At 68.8% G+C, this 21,705-nt stretch carries 17 protein-coding genes; 8 read left to right on the top strand and 9 right to left on the bottom strand.

Annotated features, from left to right (window positions below; genetic code table 11):
- Both G7B71_RS01225 and ssb read left to right on the top strand, forming a co-directional pair.
- Positions 1–1,375 (top strand): ferrous iron transporter B (locus tag G7B71_RS01225; protein ID WP_166037048.1); only part of this gene is annotated, 1,375 nt, incomplete at its 5' end.
- Positions 1,376–1,404: 29 nt separating this feature from the next.
- Positions 1,405–1,917: a single-stranded DNA-binding protein gene (gene ssb / locus G7B71_RS01230; protein ID WP_166037049.1), complete on the top strand. Its 513-nt coding sequence runs from the start codon at positions 1,405–1,407 to the stop codon at positions 1,915–1,917.
- Positions 1,918–1,932: 15 nt separating this feature from the next.
- Here the strand turns inward: ssb and G7B71_RS01235 are convergent, their stop codons facing one another.
- A complete protein-coding gene (locus G7B71_RS01235; protein WP_166037051.1) occupies positions 1,933–2,460 on the bottom strand; it encodes a DUF177 domain-containing protein in 528 nt (175 codons plus the stop codon).
- Entirely contained in the window at positions 2,457–3,014 is a 558-nt protein-coding gene (locus G7B71_RS01240) for a ubiquinol-cytochrome C chaperone family protein (RefSeq protein ID WP_243406037.1), read from the bottom strand. Before G7B71_RS01240 ends, G7B71_RS01235 begins: the two co-directional genes overlap by 4 nt.
- Positions 3,015–3,131: 117 nt before the next feature.
- Here G7B71_RS01240 and bamE point away from each other — a divergent pair, with 117 nt between their 5' ends.
- The gene (gene bamE, locus G7B71_RS01245; protein WP_347708436.1) at positions 3,132–3,602 is read left to right on the top strand and encodes an outer membrane protein assembly factor BamE; all 471 of its coding nucleotides are present in this window, start codon (positions 3,132–3,134) and stop codon (positions 3,600–3,602) included.
- Between the two features lie 30 nt (positions 3,603–3,632).
- Here the strand turns inward: bamE and G7B71_RS01250 are convergent, their stop codons facing one another.
- Positions 3,633–5,894 (bottom strand): NADP-dependent malic enzyme, encoded by a 2,262-nt coding sequence (locus G7B71_RS01250; RefSeq protein ID WP_166037055.1) that lies wholly within the window; start codon positions 5,892–5,894, stop codon positions 3,633–3,635.
- 201 nt (positions 5,895–6,095) lie between these two features.
- On the opposite strand from G7B71_RS01250, the gene mutS reads away from it, so the two are divergent.
- A complete protein-coding gene (gene mutS, locus G7B71_RS01255) occupies positions 6,096–8,663 on the top strand; it encodes a DNA mismatch repair protein MutS (RefSeq protein ID WP_166037339.1) in 2,568 nt (855 codons plus the stop codon).
- Between the two features lie 3 nt (positions 8,664–8,666).
- On the opposite strand, the gene G7B71_RS01260 is transcribed toward mutS, so the two are convergent.
- A complete protein-coding gene (locus G7B71_RS01260; protein WP_166037056.1) occupies positions 8,667–9,350 on the bottom strand; it encodes a GNAT family N-acetyltransferase in 684 nt (227 codons plus the stop codon).
- A gap of 53 nt (positions 9,351–9,403) precedes the next feature.
- Here G7B71_RS01260 and G7B71_RS01265 point away from each other — a divergent pair, with 53 nt between their 5' ends.
- Positions 9,404–12,154, top strand: coding sequence for a [protein-PII] uridylyltransferase (locus G7B71_RS01265; RefSeq protein ID WP_166037341.1), 2,751 nt, complete (start codon positions 9,404–9,406; stop codon positions 12,152–12,154).
- Between the two features lie 69 nt (positions 12,155–12,223).
- Here the strand turns inward: G7B71_RS01265 and G7B71_RS01270 are convergent, their stop codons facing one another.
- From G7B71_RS01270 to thrS, 5 genes are all read right to left on the bottom strand, one after another.
- Complete coding sequence (locus G7B71_RS01270; protein WP_166037058.1) at positions 12,224–14,998, bottom strand: TonB-dependent receptor; 2,775 nt, start codon at positions 14,996–14,998, stop codon at positions 12,224–12,226.
- Positions 14,999–15,266: 268 nt separating this feature from the next.
- A complete protein-coding gene (gene infC, locus G7B71_RS01275; protein ID WP_166037060.1) occupies positions 15,267–15,797 on the bottom strand; it encodes a translation initiation factor IF-3 in 531 nt (176 codons plus the stop codon).
- A 95-nt stretch (positions 15,798–15,892) separates the two neighbouring features.
- Entirely contained in the window at positions 15,893–16,324 is a 432-nt protein-coding gene (locus G7B71_RS01280; protein ID WP_166037062.1) for a TA system VapC family ribonuclease toxin, read from the bottom strand.
- A complete protein-coding gene (locus G7B71_RS01285) occupies positions 16,321–16,569 on the bottom strand; it encodes a CopG family transcriptional regulator (RefSeq protein ID WP_166037343.1) in 249 nt (82 codons plus the stop codon). Before G7B71_RS01285 ends, G7B71_RS01280 begins: the two co-directional genes overlap by 4 nt.
- 458 nt (positions 16,570–17,027) lie before the next feature.
- Entirely contained in the window at positions 17,028–19,052 is a 2,025-nt protein-coding gene (gene thrS / locus G7B71_RS01290; RefSeq protein ID WP_166037064.1) for a threonine--tRNA ligase, read from the bottom strand.
- 113 nt (positions 19,053–19,165) lie between these two features.
- Here thrS and G7B71_RS01295 point away from each other — a divergent pair, with 113 nt between their 5' ends.
- The 3 genes from G7B71_RS01295 to G7B71_RS01305 all read left to right on the top strand — a co-directional run bounded on the left by G7B71_RS01295 (position 19,166) and on the right by G7B71_RS01305 (position 21,624).
- Positions 19,166–20,065, top strand: a complete 900-nt coding sequence (locus G7B71_RS01295) for an OmpA family protein (protein WP_166037066.1) — start codon at positions 19,166–19,168, stop codon at positions 20,063–20,065.
- Between the two features lie 62 nt (positions 20,066–20,127).
- Complete coding sequence (locus tag G7B71_RS01300) at positions 20,128–20,853, top strand: alpha/beta hydrolase (RefSeq protein WP_166037068.1); 726 nt, start codon at positions 20,128–20,130, stop codon at positions 20,851–20,853.
- Positions 20,854–21,624, top strand: coding sequence for a tetratricopeptide repeat protein (locus G7B71_RS01305; RefSeq protein WP_166037070.1), 771 nt, complete (start codon positions 20,854–20,856; stop codon positions 21,622–21,624).
- Positions 21,625–21,705 lie beyond the last annotated feature (81 nt).

Below are 21,705 nucleotides of genomic sequence, written 5' to 3' on the forward strand. Positions count from 1 at the left end.
CCGCGGCGCCGACTCGCTGCGCGAGGCGCTGTCCGAGGCGGTCGCGGCGCCGCGCGGCGCGGGGTCGGCGCCGGATGCGCTTCCCGCCGTCCAGCGCCGCGCCCGCGAGCTCGCCCGCAAGGCGATCGTCAGCGAGACCGTCACCCGGCGCTGGACCCGCGGCATCGACTCCTTCGTGCTTCATCCGGTTTCCGGGCCGATCCTGTTCGCCGCGATCATGTTCCTGATGTTCCAGGCGGTGTTCGCCTGGTCGGAGGCGCCGATCGGCTGGATCGAGGGCGGCATCGCCGCGCTCCAGGGCCTGGTCACCGACGCGCTGCCCGACGGCGTGCTTCGCTCCGCGATCGTCGACGGCGTGTTCGCCGGCGTCGGCGCCGTCGTCGTGTTCCTGCCCCAGATCCTGATCCTGTTTCTGTTCATCATGGTGCTCGAGACGTCCGGCTACATGGTCCGCGCCGCGTTCATGATGGATCGGCTGATGGCCAGCGTCGGGCTGTCCGGCCACGCCTTCATCCCGTTGCTGTCGAGCTTCGCCTGCGCAGTCCCCGGAATCATGGCGACTCGCACCATCCAGGATCCCAAGCACCGGCTGACGACGATCCTGGTCGCCCCCCTGATGACCTGCTCGGCGCGGCTTCCGGTCTATGCGATCATCATCGGCGCGTTCATCCCGGCGACCAGTGTCGGCTGGGGCGTCGGCCTCCAGGGGCTCGTCCTGTTCGGCCTCTATTTCACCGGAATCGTCGCCGCCCTGCTCGCCGCCGCGGTCATCCGGCGCACCGTCACCCGGGGCACGCCGCAGGGCTTCATGCTGGAAATGCCCAAATATCAGATGCCGCACGTCCGCGACGTGATGATCGGCGTGTGGACCCGGGCGATGATCTTCCTGAAGCGCGCCGGCACGATCATCCTCGTCTCGACCATCGTGCTGTGGGGCCTCTTGTCCTTCCCGCAGCCGAAGGAAGGCGAGAGCGCGCTCGAGACCTCGATCGCCGGACGCATCGCCGGCGGGCTCGAGACCGTGGTTCGGCCGATCGGCTTCAACCACGAGATCGCGCTCGCGCTGATCCCCGCAATGGCCGCCCGCGAGGTCGCCGTGTCGGCCCTCGCCACCGCTTATTCGATCGACGCGGCGGACGAGGAAGCCGCCGAGCAGCCCTTGATCGAGCAGCTGCGCGGACGCTGGAGCCTGCCGACCGCGCTCGCCTTCCTCGCCTGGTTCGTGTTCGCCCCGCAATGCCTGTCGACCATCGCGGTGACGAGACGCGAGACCGCCGGGTGGAAATGGCCGCTGTTCATGATCCTCTATCTGTTCGTGCTCGCCTACGCCGCAGCCGGAATCACCTACTGGACGGCGGTCGCGCTGGGCCTCTAGGGTCGCTCCAAGCTTAGAGGAGAAGATTCATGGCCGGTTCGGTCAACAAGGTGATTCTGGTCGGCAATCTCGGGCAGGATCCGGAGTCGCGCTCGATGCCGTCGGGCGGCGAAGTGGTGAACTTCTCGGTCGCGACGTCGGAGAATTGGAAGGACCGCGACGGCAACCGCCAGGAGCGGACCGAGTGGCACCGGGTCGTGATCTGGAACGAAAATCTCGGCCGGGTCGCCAAGCAATATCTCAAGAAGGGCAGCAAGGTTTACCTTGAGGGCCAGCTGCAGACCCGCAAGTGGACCGACCAGTCGGGCCAGGACAAATATTCGACCGAGATCGTGCTCCAGCGCTTCCGCGGCGAGCTCGTCCTGCTCGACCGCCGCGAGGGCGGCGGCGGCGGTGGCGGCGGCTATGGCGACGACGATTATGGCAGCTCCTCGGGCGGCCGCTCCGACTCGTTCGGCAGCAGCGCGCCCCGCGGCGGCGGTGGCGGCAGCCGTCCCGCCCCGGCGTTCGACACCGATCTCGACGACGACGTCCCGTTCTGACGGCCCGTCTGTCCGTTACTTCCCGAGCTTGTCCTTGAGTGCGGCCAGGGCCCCGAATGGTCCCGCCTCGCCTTCGTCCTTCACCCCCGCCGCCTTGAGCGCCGCCTCGGCGCCCGGAGCGCGGGGATAGGGATCGAGGTGGAGTGCGAGGGTCTGGGCGACCGCCTCGCCGACATCGACCATTCCGGCGTCGCAGAAGATCACGTCCATCTCGTCCTCGCCGAGCTCGACCTCTTCCTCGCCGCCGCCGGCGGCCGGGGGCTGGCGAAAGTAGACCGTGAAGCGCTCGTCGATCTCGCCCGGGACGGGTTCGCCGGTCGCCACGCAGCTCTGCTCGACGGCTGCACGAACCCGGCCGCGCGCGACGATGTCGGCGCCGACGCGGCTCACCTCGACGTCGGCCTCCAGGCGGTTGAGAGCGACAAGCCCGAAACGCTTCGCGAGCGCGGCCCGCTCGGCCTCCCCGGCCTCGACATGGACATGCTTCGGATCGACCCCGATCGTGTCGGCGCGCACCGTCCGGCTCAATTCGGTTTCGCTCATGGCGTCGGCAGCCGCCCTTCGACCAGCGCGCTGTGCGACAGGCCGGCGAGCGCCTTGTCGAAGGCGGCGAGACGCGCGGTCACCAGCGCAAGCGCGTCGTCGCCCGGCGGGGCTTCGTGAAAGATGTTGCGATGCACGGCGGGCGAGAAATCATGCTCGGTGGAGGCCTCGCGGAACGCGGTCAGCCGTCCGCCCAGCGCGCCGACCATCCGCCCGACATGCTTGCCGACCGAATAGTCGCCCACTCCGATCTCCAGCAGGCTCTCGTCCATGTCGGCGATGAACAGCTCGGTGAGCAGCACCGAATCGCGCTTGGCCTCCGCGCCCTCCAGCCGCTCCATCCGGACCAGCAGCAGGGCGGTGACCGCCGCGAGCATGTCGAAGCGTCCGGTCACGGTGTCGGGCACCTGGCCTTCGCGATACCATAACGGGTCGCGCGCCGCGGCGACGATCGCCCGGTAGAGCGGCAGCATGCGGTCGCGTTTCCTGGCTCCCCCGACCAGGCGGGAGAACCAGCCGGGGCGGCTGCGGGCGGCAATGGGATCGGTCGACACGTTTTTCCTTGAAGGCGCGCTGCTTGCGCCGGTTGCTCGTTATTCATATTGGTCGGGCTAATCCAACGCTCAAGCCCGCTCTGTGCGCAGACGGCGCCGTCAGGAGTTTCAATGCCCATGTCCGTCAGGCCCCGCGCCCTCGCCGCTTTGGGTCTCTTCGCCTTGGCCAGCGCCGGCTGCACCTCGATCCGCGACCATCAGGGCTATGTCGTCGACGATGCCCTGATCGGCGCCGTCCAGCCCGGCATCGACAACCGCGAATCGGTCCAGGGCACGCTCGGCCGCCCGACCTTCGTCGGCCAGTTCGACCAGCGCGACTGGTATTATGTGTCACGCCAGACCAAGCAGCTCGCCTTCGCTCGGCCCCAGCCGACCCAGCAGACCGTGCTCCACGTCCGCTTCAACGACGCGGGCACCGTCGAGAGCGTCGAGCGCACCGGCCTCGAACTGGCCCGCGCCGTCGACCCGATGGGCGGCCGCACCCCGACTCTGGGCAGCAACCGCAGCTTCTTCGAAGAGATTTTCGGCAATATCGGCGCGGCCGGCGGCCGCGGCCAGGCCGGCCAGACCGCCGACAATCCCCAGTAAGTCGCCCTCTCCCGCTCGCGGGAGAGGGCGCTAGCGCGCGATCCCGCCCGCGGCGAGCACCGCGAGGGTCACCAGGTCCGATGCGGACGCCGTCATCGAGGCGATCTGGACCGGCTTGCGCATGCCGACCAGCATCGGGCCGATCATCGCGTCGCCACCCAGCTCCTTGAGCAGCTTGGCCGCGATGTTGGCGGTCTGCAGGCCCGGCATGATCAGCACGTTGGCCGGCCCGGTCAGTCGGCTGAACGGGTAGACCTTCTGCATCTTGGGGTTGAGCGCCACGTCGGGCGGCATCTCGCCTTCATATTCGAACGGCACCTCGCCGCGCGCGTCGAGGATTCGCACCGCCTCGCGGATCCGGTCGAGATAATTGCCCTCGGGATTGCCGAACGTCGAATAGGACAGGAAGGCTACACGCGGTTCATGCCCCATTCGGCGGGCGACCTCGGCGGTGTGGGTGGCGATGTCGACGAGCTGCTCGCCGCTCGGCCGCTCGGTCACCGTGGTGTCGGCGAGGAACACTGTGTGGCTCTGGCCGACCAGCACATGGATCCCGAACGGAGTGACACCCTCGACCGGGTCGAGCACGCGGCGCACTTCGCGCAGCGACTGGGCGTAGGGCCGGGTCACCCCGGTGATCATCGCGTCGGCCTCGCCCAGCTCCAGCAGCAGGGCGGCGAAGATGTTGCGGTCCTGGTTGACCAGGCGCTCAACCTCGCGGTGGAGATAGCCGCGGCGCTGGACCCTTTTGTAGAGGTGTTCGACCATCTCGGGCACGCGGTCATAGGTGCGGCTGTTGAACACCTCGATGCCCGTCGCATCCTCGACTCCGAGCGCGCGCAGCCGGTCGTGGACGTCCTCGCGGCCGACCAGCACCGGAACGCCATAGCCGCCGTCGCGGAACGCCATCGCCGCGCGCAGGACGGTATCTTCCTCTCCTTCCGCGAACAGCACCCTCTTCGGGTTCGTGCGCGCGGCTTCATAGGCAAGGGTGAGCACCGAGGTGGTCGGGTTGAGACGCGAGCGGAGCGCGGTCCGATAGGCGGCCATGTCGGGAATCGGCGCCCGCGCGACACCGCTGTCCATTGCCGCCTGGGCGACCGCGGCCGGCACCACTTCCATCAGCCGCGGGTCGAACGGCGCGGGAATGATATAGTCGGGGCCGAAGCTCTGCGCCTTGCCATAGGCCGCCGCCACTTCCTCGGGCACCGCTTCGCGCGCCAGCTCCGCCAGCGCCTGCGCCGCCGCGATCTTCATCTCCTCGTTGATCGTCGTCGCGCGCACGTCGAGCGCGCCGCGGAAGATGAACGGGAAGCCGAGCACGTTGTTGACCTGGTTGGGATAGTCCGAGCGGCCGGTGGCGACGATCGCGTCGGGGCGCGCCGCCTTGGCCTCGGGCGGCGTGATCTCCGGGTCGGGATTGGCCATCGCGAAGATGATCGGGTGGGGCGCCATCTTCTCGACCATCTCGGGCTTCAGAGCGCCGGCCGCGGACAGGCCGAGGAACACGTCGGCGCCGTCCAGCGCGTCCTCGAGGGAACGGCGGTCGGTGTCGACGGCGTGCGCTGACTTCCATTGGTCGAGATCGCCGCGCCCCTGATAGATGACTCCCTTGCGGTCGCACATCAGGACATGGTCGTGGCGCACGCCCATCGCCTTGATCAGCGCGGTGCAGGCGATCGCCGCTGCGCCGGCGCCGTTCACCACGACGCGCACGTCCTTCAGATCACGGTTGGTGAGGTGGCAGGCGTTGATCAGCCCGGCGGCGCTGATGATCGCGGTGCCGTGCTGGTCGTCGTGCATGATCGGGATGTTCATGCGGTCGCGCAGGGTCTGCTCGATGATGAAGCATTCCGGCGCCTTGATGTCCTCGAGGTTGATGCCGCCGAAGCTCGGCTCCATCAGCGCGACCGCCTCGATGAACTTGTCCGGATCCTCGGTGGCCAGCTCGATGTCGATCGAATCGACGTCGGCGAAGCGCTTGAACAGCACCGCCTTGCCTTCCATCACCGGCTTGGACGCGAGCGCGCCGAGATTGCCGAGGCCGAGGATTGCGGTGCCGTTGGAGATCACCGCGACGAGATTGCCCTTGGCGGTATAGTCGTAGGCCTTGCCGGGATCCTCGGCGATGGCGCGCACCGGGACGGCGACTCCCGGAGAGTAAGCGAGGCTGAGGTCGCGCTGCGTCGCCATCGGCTTCGACGCGATGATCTCGATCTTGCCCGGGCGGCCCTGCGAGTGGAATTCGAGGGCTTCGGCTTCCGAGAATTTGACGTTGCTGCCTTCGCTCATCGGCCGTCCCCCTTTTTGTCGTGTCGCCGGCGCGGTTCCGTCTATGCCGCATCGGCGGATGCCCGCAAGGCAAGAGTCCCGAACCGGCGTCGTCGCCTGCTCCTGTGGATTACGCCCAATGCGGCGTTCCGCATCCCTGTTCCATCCTCTAGGCTCGCGCCCATGGCCGCCCGCCCCCAGACCGACTCCGCGCCGACCCCGATGATGGCGCAATATCTCTCGCTCAAGGCGGAGGCCGAGGATTGCCTGCTGTTCTACCGGATGGGCGACTTCTTCGAATTGTTCTTCGATGACGCGAGGATCGCCGCCGCCTGCCTCGACATCGCCCTGACCGCGCGCGGCGAGCATGACGGCGCGCCGATCCCCATGTGCGGAGTCCCGATCCATGCCGCCGAGGCCTATCTCGCGCGGCTGATCAAGGCCGGCCACCGGGTCGCCATCGCCGAGCAGACCGAGAGCCCGGCCGAGGCCAAGAAGCGCGGCTCCAAGTCGGTGGTGAACCGCGCCATCGTTCGCGTCGTCACTGCGGGCACGCTGACCGAGGAGGCCTTGCTCGACAGCCGCGCCGCCAACTGGCTGGTCGCGGTCGCGCCGGCGGCGGAGACGGTCGGCCTCGCCGCCGCCGACATCTCGACGGGCCGCTTCGAGCTGACCACGGTCTCGCCGGCCGCCCTCGACGCCGAGCTCGCCCGCCTCGATCCCGCCGAGGTCATCACCCCTGAAAGCGCTCTTGCCTTCGCAGGAGCGCAGGTCGCGCAGCGTCCGCGCGCCGACTTCGACAGCGTCGCCGCGGAGCGCAGGCTGAAGGAGCGGTTCGGCATCGCCGCTCTCGACAGCTTCGATCGACCCGCCCTCGCCGCCGCGGGCGCGATGCTCTCCTATCTCGACGAGGTCGGCCGCGACTCGCTGCCCTTCCTGCGCCCGCCGGTCCCGGTCGCCTCCTCGGCGCACATGATGATCGACGCGTCGACGCGCGAAAGCCTCGAGCTGGTCGCCGCGCAGGGCGGCGGCCGCCAGGGCAGCCTGCTCCACGCCGTCGACCGCACCGTCACCGGCGCCGGCGCCCGCCTGCTCGCCGCCGACATCGCCGCGCCGCTCACCCACCGCCCCGCGATCGAGGCGCGGCTCGACCTCGTCGCCTTGTTCGAGGGCGATTCCACCCTGCGCCAGTGGCTGCGCACCGCCTTGAAGGCGCTGCCCGACATCGGCCGCGCGTTGGGTCGCCTCGTGGTCGGCCGCGGCGGCCCGCGCGACCTCGGCCTGCTCCGCGACGGATTGGGCGAGGCGCGCCGCCTCCACGACCGCCTCGCCGCCCTGCCCGATTCCCCGCCTCTGCTGGTCGAATTGCTCCCCGCCCTCACCGGCCACGGCGCGCTCGTCGACCTGTTGAGCCGCGCGCTGGTGCCGACTCCGCCGATCGATGCGGCGCAGGGCGGCTATATCGCCGAAGGTTATGACGCGGCGCTGGACGCCTTGCGCTCGACCGGCGGCGAGGGCCGCCGAGCGATCGCGGCGCTGGAGGCGCAATATCGCGCCTCGACCGGAATCGCGGCTCTGAAGATCCGCCACAACAACGTGCTCGGCTATCATGTCGAGGTGTCGGCGCGGCATGCCGACTCGCTGATGGCCGCCGACAGCGGTTTCACCCATCGCCAGACCCTGGCCGGAGTGGTCCGCTTCAACGCGCCCGACCTCCACGAGCAGGCGATGAAGGTGGCGCAGGCCGGCAATCACGCGCTGGCCGCCGAAGCTGCGCATCTCGAGGAACTGACCGCCGCCGCTCTGTCCAGCGCCGAGCCGATCGCCGCCGCCGCCGACGCCCTCGCCCGGCTCGACGTCGCCGCAGCGCTCGCCGAGCGCGCCGTCGAGGGCGGCTGGTCGCGGCCGCATTTCGCCGACGAGCCCTGCTTCGACGTCGAGGGCGGCCGCCACCCGGTCGTCGAGGACGCGTTGCGCGCCCGCGGCGAGCGCTTCGTCGCCAACGACCTCGGCCTCGGCGAGGCCAAGCGGCTGTGGTTGGTCACCGGCCCCAACATGGGCGGCAAGTCGACCTTCCTGCGCCAGAACGCGCTCATCGCGGTGCTCGCCCAGGCCGGCGCCTATGTCCCCGCCGCCCGCGCCAGGCTCGGCCTCGTCGACCGCCTGTTCAGCCGCGTCGGCGCGTCCGACAATCTCGCGCGCGGCCGCTCGACCTTCATGGTCGAGATGGTCGAGACCGCCGCCATTCTGGCGCAGGCGACGCCCAACAGCTTCGTCATTCTCGACGAGGTCGGCCGCGGCACGTCGACCTATGACGGCCTCGCCATCGCCTGGGCGGTGGTCGAATGGGTCCACGACCGCTGCCGCTGCCGCTGCCTGTTCGCGACCCATTATCACGAGCTCACCCGCCTCGCCGAACGGCTCGACGCCCTGTCGCTCCACCATGTCCGAGCGCGCGAGTGGAAAGGCGACCTCGTCCTCCTCCACGAGGTCGCGCCGGGGCCGGCCGACCGCAGCTACGGAATCGCCGTCGCCCGGCTGGCCGGCCTGCCGCCGGCCGTGCTCTCCCGCGCCAAGTCGATCCTGTCGAAGCTCGAAAGCGGCCGCGCCGCCACCGGCGGAATCGCCGCGGGCCTCGACGACCTCCCCCTGTTCGCCGCCGCGCATGAGGAGGAAGAAGCGCAATGCGACTCCATCCGCGCCGCCGTCGAGGAGCTCGACGTCGACAGCCTCAGCCCGCGCGAGGCGTTGGAAACACTCTACAAGCTGAAGGCGCTGGCGCGGGAGTAGGCGTCAGCCTCGCTCGATGATCGTGTAATGGACCTCGGCCCGGCGGCGGAAGCCGAGCGATTCGTAGAGGGCCAGGGCGGCGGCATTGTCGGGATAGGAATGGAGCCACGGAATTTCGCCGCGCTCCACGATCCGTCCGGCGACGATGCCGATCAGCCGCTTGGCGAGCCCTCGGCCACGATGGTCGGGATGGGTGCAGACCGCGCTCACTTCGGTGAATTCGCCCACCTTCATGCGTTCGCCGGCCATCGCCACCAGCCGCCCCGCTTCGTCGCGCACGCCGATGAACCCGCCCATCGCTGACGTGCGTGCGAAGAACGGTCCCGGCCGGCACAGGGTCGCCAGCGCCAGCGCGTCCGGCTCGTCCGCCTCGCCCATCTCCAGGAACTCGACGCCGGCGTCCGATCCGTAGATCCCGTTCTCCGCGACCAGCTGGACGATGACGGCGTCCGCCACGACCCGCGTTCCCGGCGGCAGCGGCCAGCGGTCGCGCTCGACCAGGGCCGCCTGCCCGTCCGCCGGCACCAGCTCGGCCATGGCCGCGAGGCTCGCGTCCGACTGGTCGGCGCCTGCGATGAACATCGCATAGGGCCGCTGGTAGCCGACCGCGCGTCCGCCGCCGGTCGCCAGATAGGCCTGGCGCGAGTGGAGCGCGTTCCACGCGGGGCGGTCGAGCGAGTGCGACATGGCGCCATCCTAATGGCGTGACGCGCCTTCAAGCACCTCCTATCTTGCCGGCAATGTCCGGTCCGTTCGACAGCCTCGCGAACCGCCGCGCCATCATCGACCGGCGCAGCCTCGCCGACCGCCTGCGCGAGGCCGATCGCGCCGGCGCCGCAGCCTTGCTCAAGGACGCGCTCGCCGGCGGCCGCGCCGAGATCGCCCGGCGCCTGCTCGACGAGCCCTATGCCGGGACCGAGAGCGCCGCGGCCACCGCCTTCCTCACCGACCAGATCCTGCGGCTCGCCCACGATTTCGTCACCGAGCGGCTCCATCCGGTCGGCGGCCGCGGCCAGCCGGAGCGCCTGCTCCTCCTCGCGCTGGGCGGCTACGGGCGCGGCGAGATGGCCCCCTATAGCGACGTCGACCTGAGCTTCGTCACTCCGGGCGCCCCCAGCGGCCGCACCGGGCAGGTCATCGAGTCCCTGCTCTACCTGCTGTGGGACCTGAGCCTGAAGATCGGCCACTCGGTGCGCTCGCTCGACGAAGCCATCGCGGCGACGCTCGACGATCACACTGCCCGAACCGCGATGCTGGAGTCGCGCTACGTGTGGGGCGACGAGCGGCTCCACGAGGAGGTCCAGGCGCGCTTCCAGGATGAAGTCGTCGCCGGCGACGTCCGCAAGTTCGTCACCGAGAAGCTGGAGGAGCGCGAGGCGCGGCACCTGCGCATGGGCGACAGCCGCTACGTCGTCGAGCCCAACGTCAAGGAGGGCAAGGGCGGCTTGCGCGACCTCCACGCGCTCTTCTGGATCGGCAAATATGCCTATCGCGTCCGCTCGGCGGCGGACCTCGTCGACGTCGGCCTGCTGTCGAAGACGGAGCTCGGCCAGTTCCGCCGCGCCGAACGCTTCCTGTGGGCGGTGCGCTGCCACCTCCACACCATCGCCGGCCGCGCCGAGGAGCGCCTGACCTTCGACTATCAGCGCGAGATCGCCGAGCGGATGAATTATTCGGGGCGCCACGGCAACGCGCCGGTCGAGCGCTTCATGAAGCATTATTTCCTCCACGCGCGAACCGTCGGCGACCTCACCGGCGCATTCCTCGCCCAGCTCGACGAGCGCTTCGCCCGCCGTGGCCGCCGCCTGATGTTCCCGGCGCTGCGCCGCCGCCCGCGCAACCTCAACGGCTTCATGCTCGACCGCGGCCGACTCGCCGTGCCGAGCGACGACTTCCTGACCGAAGACCCGGTGCGGCTTATCGAGGCCTTCCAGCTCGCCGACGCCCACAATCTCGAGATCCACCCGATGGCGCTGAGGGCCATCGCCCGCCAGGCCAGGCTGATCGACGCCTCGGTTCGCGCCGATCCCCGCGCCAACGCCCTTTTCCTCGACGTGCTGACCAGCCCGCGACGGCCGGACACGGTGCTTCGCTGGATGAACGAGGCCGGCGTGTTCGGCCGCTTCGTTCCGGACTTCGGCCGCGTCGTCGCTCAGATGCAGTTCGACATGTACCACCACTACACCGTCGACGAGCACACCATCCGCGCCATCGGCCTGCTCGCCCGAATCGAACGCGGCGACCTCAAGGACGAGCACAAGCTCGCCACCGGGCTGATCAAGCGCATCGCCTCGCGCCGCGTCCTCTACGTGGCGGTGCTTCTGCACGACATCGCCAAGGGCCGCCGCGGCGACCACAGCATCGTCGGCGCCGAGATCGCGCGGTCGCTGTGCCCCCGTTTCGGCCTTTCCGCGGCGGAGACCGAGCAGGTCGCCTGGCTGGTGCGCTGGCACCTCCTGCTGTCGTCGACCGCGCAGAAGCGCGACATCTCCGATCCCAAGACGATCCACGACTTCATCGAGCGGGTGAAGAGCCTGGAGCGGCTGCGCCTCCTTTACCTGCTCACCGTCGTCGACATCCGCGCGGTCGGTCCCGGCACCTGGAACAGCTGGAAGGGCCAGCTCATCTCCAACCTGTTCGAGGCCGCCGAGGAGGTTCTTCGCCTCGGCCACAAGCAGCGCGGCCGCCAGGAGCGCATCGCCGCGGTGCAGGGGGACGCCGCCGCCGGGCTGGGCTGGCAGGAAGCCCGCTTCTCGGCGCATGCCGCGCGTCTCGCCGACAGCTATTGGCTTGCCGAGCCGCCCCAGGTCATCGAGCGCAATGCCCGCTTCGTTGCCCAGACGGACGCCGCCGAGGGGAACCGCCAGGCGGTCGAGCTGGTGCCCCAGCCGGACCGCGGCGCGACGCTCGTCTCGGTCTACACGCCGGACGAGCCCGGCCTGTTCTACCGAATCGCCGGGGCGATCTCGCTGTCGGGCGGCACCATCATCGACGCGCGCATCCACACCACTGCCGACGGCATGGCGCTCGACAATCTGCTCGTCCAGGACGGGGCGGCGGAGCCGTTCAGCGAGCCGCACAGCCTGCAGCGGCTGGAGCAGGCGGTTCGCGCCGCCGTGGCCGGTCAGGAGCCGCCGCTCGAGCGGCTTCAGGCCCGCGCGCTGCCCTTGCTGCGCGCCGAGGCCTTCGCGATCGAGCCGGCGGTGTTCGTCGATAACAAGGCGTCGGGCCGCTACACGGTGGTCGAGGTCAATGCCCGCGATCGCGACGCCCTGCTGTGCGAGCTGGCCAAGGCGATCTTCGACAATGAAGCGACGATCCGCTCCGCCCATATCGCGACCTATGGCGAGCGCGCCGTCGACGTCTTCTACCTGACCGACCGCGACGGCCGGAAGATCGAGTCGGGCTTCCACCTGGAGGCGATCCGCTCCAGCCTGGTTCGTGCCGCGCTCGAGCCCGAACGCCGCGACTCCGAGCTCGCCGCCGAATAGACCGGCGCGCCATAGAGAAAGGGCCCCGCCTTGCGGCGGAGCCCCCTCTCTCCTCGTCGGTCTTGGCCTTTAGAAGCGGAACCGCCCGGTGATGCCGTAGGTCCGCGGCTCGGCGAGGAAGGCCGAGAAAAGCTGGTTGGCGGTGCCGAAGCCCTGCGTCGCCCCGAAATTGGTGATGTGGGCCCGGCTGTTGGAACCCTGCACCGGCGTGTTGAACGCGACCTGGGTATATTCCTCGTCGAACAGGTTCTGCGCCCACACTTCGAGCGACCAGCGCTCGTCGGGCCCGCGCAGGCCGACGCGGCCGTTCACCACCAGGAAGCCGTTCTGCTCCTTTTCCGGGAACAGGTCGGAACCGGTGTTGAAGTCGTCGGTGAGGCGGCCGTCGAGATAGAACAGGCCGGACATGCCGCTGTTGCCGATCGGCGGCGTCCACGACACCGACGCGGTCGCGACATGCTCCGGCGCGTTCGACAGATTGTCGCCCGGAAGCAGGAACAGGAACGGATCGAGCGCTTCCCCGACGTTGCTGCCGATGAGGTTGCTGCGATACCGGGTGTCGCTGAACGTGTAGCCCAGATTGACCGCCAGATCGGGATGCGGCCGCAAACTGAGTTCCAGCTCCAGGCCTGTCGAGGTGACGCCGTAGGTCACATCGTCGATGGCGCAGCCACCGGTCACCGCGGACGGATCGGAATCGGCGCCTTCGCCGCCGATCAGGTTGCTGCAGCCGTTGATGTTCTGGACGATGAACACCGTGCCGTTGAACGTGTTGAGCTGGAAGTCGCGGAAGCGCTGGTGGAACGCCGCGGCGGAGAACTGAAAGTTGCGGCCGGTCAGCTTGAAGCCGATCTCGTAGGCGTCGTTGATCTCCGCCGCGAAGCGGAGGTTGGCGGCATCCGCGTTTGACCGCGGCGACAGGGCAGAGCCGAGGTCCGAGCGGTCGAGATTGTAGCCGCCGGCTTTGTAACCGCGCGAATAGCTCGCATACAGGAGCGTGTCTCGATTGGGCTGGTACGACAGCACCGCCGTCCCGGACAGCTCGCCGTCGTCGAAGCTGTCGGTGGGATTGAGGCCGTTGAGCGCGACGCTCGAATTGCCGACGCAGGTGAGCGTGACGATACCGCCGATGAAGGCGCGCGCGCTCGCCGGCACCGCCGGATTGACCAGCAGCGGGCTGAGCGCCGCCTGCTGGGCCGGGCACGCCGTGTTGTCGTTGTTGAAACGCCCTTCGAAATCCTTGTTCTCGAACGTGTAGCGCGCGCCCAGCGTGAGGCTGATCTGGTCGGTGATGTTGAAGATGTTGTGCGTGAAGAGCGCGAAATTCTGGCTGTTCTGCAGATATTCCGCGCGCACGTCGCCGACATTGTTGACCGTGCTCAGGCGGTCGAGGCCCGCGAGCACCGCCGGCCCGAGGAACGGACCGAACGCCACCGGCGACGTCACCGTGGCACGCCCCGCCGGGCTGAGGCAGCCCGGCGCCGCCGGGTTGCGCAGCACCGCGGCCGGGTTGAGGGTCGCGACTAGGCGGCACGCGGCGAAGGCGCCGTACTGGCTGCCGAACCGGGTGTTGTCGACGACGGTCAGGTCTTCCTGGGCGAAATAGCCGCCGACGAGCCAGTCGAGCGCTCCGTCGAACGCCGTGCCGTTGAATCGCAGCTCCTGGGTGAAGGTGTTGAACTCGCGGAACACGTTGCCGTCGGCCGCGCGGTACAGGATGTCGACATTGTTGTAGTCGATGTCGCCCGCGCCGCCCGACTTGTAGCCGCGATAGGCGGTGATCGACGTCATGTTGATGTCGCCGAAGTCGTAGTCGACCTGCATCGACACGCCGTAATCGGTCGTCTCGTTGAGATAGGTGCGGCCCGGCGACACGTCGATCAGGCGGCCATAGGGGTCGTTCTCCGAGGAGAAGCGGGCGCCGAGCGAGCGCAGCACGGTCTCGATTCGGTTCTCGGTGGGCGAGAATGCGAAGTCGCCCGGGACGCCCGGAGTCGGGTCGAACGTCTCGCGGGTCTCGATGAAGACCGCGCCGCAGCAACTTTCCTCGCGCCAGGTATAATCGCCGATCAGCCGGACCGAGAGCGCGTCGTTCGGCTCGAACAGCAGCTGGGCGCGGGTGAACAGGCGGTTGCGGTCGTTGACGTCGGGCTCGGTGCCGCCGGTCGGGTTGACCACGGTGTAGAAGCCGTCGCGGCGGACATAGACCGCGTCGAGACGCGCTCCGAGCGTCTCGGTGAGCGGCCCCGAAATCGCGCCTGCCACGCGGACATGGTCGTAATTGCCGTAAGTGAGCTCGGCATAGCCGTCGAGCTCGGCCATGTTCGGGCGGCGGCTGATGATGTGGATGAGGCCGGCCGAGGCGTTGCGGCCGAACAGGGTGCCCTGTGGGCCGCGCAGCACCTCGATCCGCTCGATCTCGCCGAGCTCGTTGAGGCCGATGCCCGAACGCGAGCGATAGACGCCGTCGATGAACACCGCGACCGAGCTTTCGAGGCCGGGATTGTCGCCGACCGTGCCGATGCCGCGGATTCGCGCGGAGCCGTTCGCCTCGCTGCCGGTCGACGAGACGAGCAGCGACGGGGCGAGCTGGTTGAGCGCACGGATGTCGGTGGCGCCGCTGTTCTGGAGGGCTTCGCCGTTGACCACGTTGACCGCGATCGGAACGTCCTGAAGGGACTGCGAACGGCCCTGGGCGGTGACGATGACGACGTCTTCGTCGGCCTGCTGGTCGACGGCGCCGGCTTCGACGGGGCTTTCGGTGGTCGGCTGGTCATCCTGCGCATAAGCGGGCGTCGCAAGCGCAAGCGCGCCGACCGACAGCATCCAATAGGTCTTGGACATCGTGATCTTCCCCTCCGTCTTCACATTTGGCGGAGAAGCTACAGTGAAACCGGCCGTTTGCCATGCGAAACCCGCGCATTTCCGCGAGTTTCGACACTTCATTGCATTTCCGCAACAGATTGGTTGCAGGGCAAAACCTATCGTTGCGCGATGACGCTACGGAAAGGCGGATTCAGGCTCGCGGGGGTTCCTGCCACGCGGCGCGCGGCCACCATGCAAAAAGCCCCGCCGATGAGAGCGGGGCTTCGCAACCGGGCGGCGAAGAGGCTTATTTGGGCGCCAGCACCATCAGCATCTGGCGCCCTTCCATGCGCGGATGCTGCTCGACCTTGGCGGTCTCCGCCGTGTCGGCCTGGACGCGCTGGAGAAGCACCATGCCGAGCTGGCCGTGGGCGAGTTCGCGGCCGCGGAATCGCAGCGTGACCTTGACCTTGTCGCCCTCGCCGATGAAGTCGTGGATCTTCTTCATCTTCACGTCATGGTCGTGATCGTCGATGTTCGGACGCATCTTGATCTCTTTGATCTCCTGCGTCTTCTGAGTCTTGCGGGCGAGGTTCGCCTTCTTCTGCGCCTCGTACTTGTACTTGCCGACGTCGAGGAACTTGGCGACGGGCGGGTCTGCGTTGGGCGACACTTCGACGAGGTCGAGACCGACCTCGGCAGCGCGGGCAATCGCGACCTGGGTGTTCAGGACCCCGACATTCTCACCCTTCTCGTCGATCACGCGCACGGTCGGCGACTGGATGAACTCGTTGAAGCGAGGGCCATTCATGGGCGGTGCCATGGGGCGGCGTGACATTGGCGGACGTATGGGGCGAAACTCCTGAAATGGTCGACAGAGGCCGGTTACTTAGTGCCGGGCGCCGCCAAAAGGAAGCGGCGTCGAGCGGGCATTCATTCGATAAGGTGGAGAGCCTGCTCGCCCCCCGCCACTGCGCCGGGGGAAAGACGGCGGTCGAGCGTTGCAAGCTGCCCTCCTCGGGCGACGGCGAGCGCCAGAAGATAGCTATCGGTGATTCGGCCCGGCGAGGTAAGCCTCGTGCGATCCACCAGCCGATGATCGAGCAACGAAATGTCGTCGCCCCAAAATTCATGTTCAGGCGCAGCGCACCATGTCGCCAGAAGGTCGGCAACTTCGCCGCAACCAAAGGGAATGGCGGCGTAGCTGGCAGCTCCCAGGATGCGAACCACGCCGTTCTGAATGATCGGCGACGTTGCCCAAGCGCGAGACCCGATATCGTTGAACCAGTTTAGCGCCACCTCGTGATGGACGTGATCCGGATCGAGCGTCGCGATCAGCAGATTGACGTCGAGCAGAAACCTCACGGCGCCTCGTCGCGGAGGCGATTGACCAGTTCGAGCGTCACGGAGCCCGGCTTTCCTCGCGACGGCAGCAGCGGCAGGCCATTGCGGGTCGCCGAGGCAGGCTTACGCCGGCGAAGCGTCTGCCGCGCCAGATCGGATACCACCTCGCCCAGCGGCCGCCGATCGCGCGCGGCGATGGCGCGCGCGGCTTCGGCGACATCATCATCAAGGCTGAGCGTGGTGCGCATCGACGCTTTATAGCGCATCACGCATCACGCATCAACGGCGGCTCCGGATGTTGCGCCGGGGAAGATGGCCTCAAAGAGCTTGCCCGCTACAGGCTCTTGCGACGCCCCGCCAATCATGACGAGGCGGCGCTCTGGAAAGAGTTTGTCGGCAGGCTTCTCATCGCGTCGCGTCGGTCCGCGCCTCGATCCAGGCTTTCAACCTCGAGAGGGCGTCGCGGTCCTTCTCCGCGGAGCATCATTCTCTCGCCGTCACGCTTGATCGTCGAGTGCCTGAGCTCCTCACCGAGTGCCTCCCCCGATGCGGCGACGCCACCGCTAATGAGCGGCGCATCTACTGCGAGAGAACGCTGGAGACGCTCGAAAAGGTCGCAGCCAGGGGCGGATGCGGCCAGAACTGAGCTGCGCGAAGCGGACGATCGCGAGCTTGAGGTTCTGCACCACTATTTCTCGCAGGTTTCGGAGCAGCCGAGCTCGCCCTAGGCGGGCGACCCTTCGCGCATGTCCGGCGGCAGCGCCTCGGCCCGCAGCCGCTCGACCAGCGCGTCGAGTCCCAGCACCTCCTGGCGCGCGTCGGCGCCGAGCGGGCGCAGAGCGACGGTGCGCTCCTCGGCCTCGCGCTTGCCGATCACGATCAGGTTCGGGATCTTGGCCAGGCTGTGCTCGCGCACCTTGTAGTTGATCTTCTCGTTGCGCAGGTCCGTCTCGACTCGAAGCCCGGCGGCGGTCAGCTTGGCGGCGACTTCCCTGGCATAATCGTCGGCCTCGGACACGATCGTCGCGACCACCGCCTGGACCGGCGCCAGCCATAGCGGGAACTTGCCGGCATAATGTTCGATGAGGATTCCGATGAAGCGCTCGTAGGAGCCGAAGATGGCGCGGTGGAGCATCACCGGCCGGTGCTTGTCGCCATCCTCGCCGATATAGGTCGCGTCCAGCCGCTCGGGCAGCACCCGGTCGCCCTGGATGGTGCCGACCTGCCAGGTGCGGCCGATCGCGTCGGTCAGGTGCCACTCCAGCTTCGGCGCGTAGAAGGCGCCTTCGCCCGGCAATTCCTCCCAGCCATAGTCGGCATTGGCCATGCCGGCCTCGGCGACCGCGTCGCGGAGCTCCTGCTCGGCCTTGTCCCAATCGGAATCGCTGCCGAAGCGCTTGTCGGGCCGAAGCGCCAGCTTGACGTGATAGGTGAAGCCGAAATCCTTGTAGACGTCGTCCGCAAGCCGGCAGAAGGCGCGAACCTCGTCGACCACCTGGCGCTCGGTGCAGAAGATGTGGGCGTCGTCCTGGGTGAACTGGCGCACCCGCATCAGCCCGTGGAGCGCGCCGTGCGGCTCGTTGCGGTGGCAGCAGCCCATCTCGCCCAGCCGGATCGGCAGCTCGCGATAGCTGGTGATGCCCTGCTTGAAGACGAGCACGTGGGCCGGGCAGTTCATCGGCTTGATCGCCAGCCAGTCGGCGTCGTCCGCCACCTTGGGCGCCGCCGCTCCGCTCTCCTCGTCGACATCGGGGACGATGTCGGGAACGGCGAACATGTTCTCGGCATATTTCCCCCAATGGCCCGATTGGGTCCATTGGCGCACGTCCATCAGCTGCGGAGTCTTGATCTCGCGATAGCCCGCGCCGTCCATCTTGCGGCGCATATAAGCTTCCAGCTCGCGCCAGATTCGATAGCCCTTGGGGTGCCAGAAGACCGAGCCATGGGCTTCCTCCTGAAGGTGGAACAGGTCCATCTCGCGGCCGATCTTGCGGTGGTCGCGCTTGGCCGCCTCCTCCAGCCGCACCAGATGGGCGTCGAGCTGCTTCTTGTTGAGCCAGCCGGTGCCGTAGATCCGGCTCAGCATCGCGTTGTTCTGGTCGCCGCGCCAATAGGCGCCGGACACCCGGGTCAGCTTGAACGCCTGCGCATCGAGCTTGCCGGTCGAGGCGAGGTGCGGGCCGCGGCACAGGTCGAGCCATTCGCCGGTGCGGTACATGGTGATCGGCTCGCCCTCGGGCAGCTCCATCACCCACTCGGCCTTGAACGCCTCGCCCTGGTCGATGAAGAACTGGCGGACCTGCTCGCGAGTCCACACCTCGCGGACGAGCTTCTCGTCCTTCGCGATGATGCGCCGCATCTCCTCCTCGATGACCGGCAGGTCTTCTTCCGTGAACGGCCCGCGCTCCGCGGTCGGCGCGAAGTCGTAATAGAAACCGTCGTCGGTCGCCGGGCCGAAGGTGATCTGCGTGCCCGGGAACAGGTTCTGCACCGCCTCGGCGAGGATGTGCGCATAATCGTGGCGCACCAGCTCGAGCGCGTCGGCCTCGTCGCGCGAGGTGATCAAGGCGAGCTCGGAATCGCCCTCGAAGGGCCTCTGCAAGTCGCGCACCTCGCCGTTGACGCGCGCCGCCAGCGCCGCCTTGGCGAGGCCCGGCCCGATCGCCGCGGCAACGTCGGCAGGCGTGGTGCCGGCCTCGACTTCGCGAACGGAGCCGTCGGGAAGGGCGATCTTGAAATGCTGCGTCATGACCCGCCGCATGTAACGCGCGGGCGGTCACGATCAACCCGCGGCGACCCGACGGGGAACGCTCTGGCGCGGACGAACATTCTGCCTGCGCAACAGGTGGAGAGGTTCGCGTCATGGTCGATCGTTCGCAGATTCGCTCAGGCATGGAGGTCATCGCCGCGGACGGCGCCCCTGTCGGCACCGTCGACCAGGTCGACGGCGAGGCGATCCGCCTTACCCGCGGGGCCGACGGCAACAGCGGGCTTGTGCCGCTGAACCAGGTCGACCGCGTCGATGCGCACGTCCATCTCAACGTCGCCCGCGACAAGCTGGCGAGCCTGACCGGCGCGGCGGGCGCCGCCGCCGGCGCCACCACCATCGCCGGCGCGACCGCGACCCCGGCGAGCGGCGACGAACTGCCCGGTCCTCTGCCGCCGGTCGCCAACCCGGTCGTCGAGGGCGCCAGGCCGCGCGGCAATTACTATCTTCCGTGGATTCTCGGCGCGCTTCTCCTGCTCTTCCTGCTCTTCCTGCTGCTGAGCGCGCTCGACGAGGGCATTGATAACGGCCGCGACGGCGACGACGACGATCGCTCCCGGATCACCGAGACGCGCCGCGGCGACGGCAGCTATGCGGCCGGCACCATCGCCGGCGACCTCGACCGTTTCCTGCGCTCCGACGAGCGGGCGCCGCGCACCTTCACCTTCGACCGCCTCAATTTCGACCGCGGTTCGGCGGCCGTGCGCTCGACCGACGTCGTCGACATGGACCAGCTCGCCCAGGTCCTGCTCGCCTACCCGACCGCGCGCATCGCCATCATCGGCTACACCGACGCCGAAGGCAGCGGCCGAGCCAATGCCGAGCTCGGCGAAGACCGCGCCGACGCCGTCGCCGAAGCCCTCGCCGCCCGCGGCGTCTCGCCCGAGCGCCTCGAAACCCGCTCCGGCGGCGAACGGGTCCCGCTCGCCGACAACGACCGTGCTGAAGGCCGCGCCGAGAACCGCCGGACGGAACTCATCGTCCTCGACCGGTGAATGGGCGGCGGGGCGACCCGAACTTTTGATCGCGCCGCCTTTCTCCCCTAGGGCAGCGGGCAATGCTTGAATTGACCCTTGCGTCCGGCCGCCGGCTCGCCTTCCACCGCCGCGGCGGGCGCGGACCGACCGTCATCTTCCTTCCCGGCTACATGTCGGACATGGAGGGCTCCAAGGCGCTCGCCCTCGACTCCTGGTGCGAGGGCCAGGGCCGCGCCTTCCTTCGCTTCGACTATGGCGGCTGCGGGATCAGCCCCGGCGACTTCGAGGACCAGGCCCTCGCCGACTGGCGCGACGATGCGGTGGCGATGATCGACAGCGTCGAGGGACCGGTGGTGCTGGTCGGTTCGTCGATGGGCGGCTGGATCATGCTCCTCGCCGCGCTCGCCCGGCCGGAGCGGATCGCCGGCCTGGTCGGGATCGCCGCGGCGCCCGACTTCACCTCCTGGGGCTTCAGCGACGCCGACAAGACGACCATCGCCCGCGACGGCCGCCTCGTCGAGGAGACGCCTTATGGCGACCGGCCCTATGTCACCACGCGCATCTTCTGGGACAGCGGCGAGACCCTGAAGCTGCTCGGCGGCGAGATCGCGATCGACGCGCCGGTGCGCCTGCTCCACGGCCAGGCCGATCCGGACGTGCCGTTCGACATCTCGCTGCGCATCGCCGAGCGGCTGCGTTCAGCCGACGTGCAGACGATCCTCGTCAAGGACGGCGACCATCGGCTGTCGCGCCCGCAGGACATCGCTCTGCTGACCGCCACTCTCTCGCAATTGCTGGAAGCCTGAATGATCCTTGCCGCCCTCGCCCTTGCCGCCGCCGCTCAGGTCACCCCGCCCGCGCCGGTGCCGGAGACCGAGGAGGGCCGCGCCGCCGCATGCCAGGCGACGGTGCGCCGAAGCCCGCAGGAGGCGCTCGCCGTCGCCAATCGCTGGCAGGCGGCGGGCGGCGGACTGCTCGCGCGCCAATGCGTCGGCCTTGCCTATGCCGCGCTCGAGCAATGGACCAACGCGGCGACCATCTACGAGCAGGCCGCCCAGGAGGCGCAGCGCGCCAGCGACAGCCGCGCGCCCGATTTCTGGGTTCAGGCCGGAAATGCCTGGCTCGCCGGCGGCGACCCGGCCAGGGCCCTGCTCGCCCTCGACACCGCGCTTTCCCTGCAAGGCATCACGCCGGAGCTGCAAGGCGAGGTCCATCTCGACCGCGCCCGCGCCTTCGTCGCGCAGGGCGATCCCGCCCGGGCCCGCGAGAATCTCGACCGCGCGCTCGAGCTGGTGCCGCGCGACCCGATGGTCTGGTACCTGTCGGCGGCGCTGGCGTTGCGCCAGGACGACATCGCCCGCGCCCGCACCGACATCGCCCGCGCCCGCCAGATGGCGGCGAACGATCCCGACGTGATGCTGCTCGCCGGCACCATCGCCGGGCGCGCCGGCGACATGGCCGAGGCCGAGCGCCTCTACCGCCAGGTCGCCGACCGCTTCCCCGACAGCGACGCCGGCCGTGCCGCCGCGGCCAGCCTGCAGACTGCCCGCGACGTGGAGACGCCGGCGCCGCATTGATCCTCCCCGCGATTTCGCGGGGAGGGGGACCGCCGAAGGCGGTGGAGGGGGTTCTTGGCGCGATGCTGAAATACCCCTCCA

The sequence above is a fragment of the Sphingosinicella sp. YJ22 genome (genome assembly GCF_011320075.1).
In the GTDB taxonomy this organism is placed as follows: domain Bacteria; phylum Pseudomonadota; class Alphaproteobacteria; order Sphingomonadales; family Sphingomonadaceae; genus Allosphingosinicella.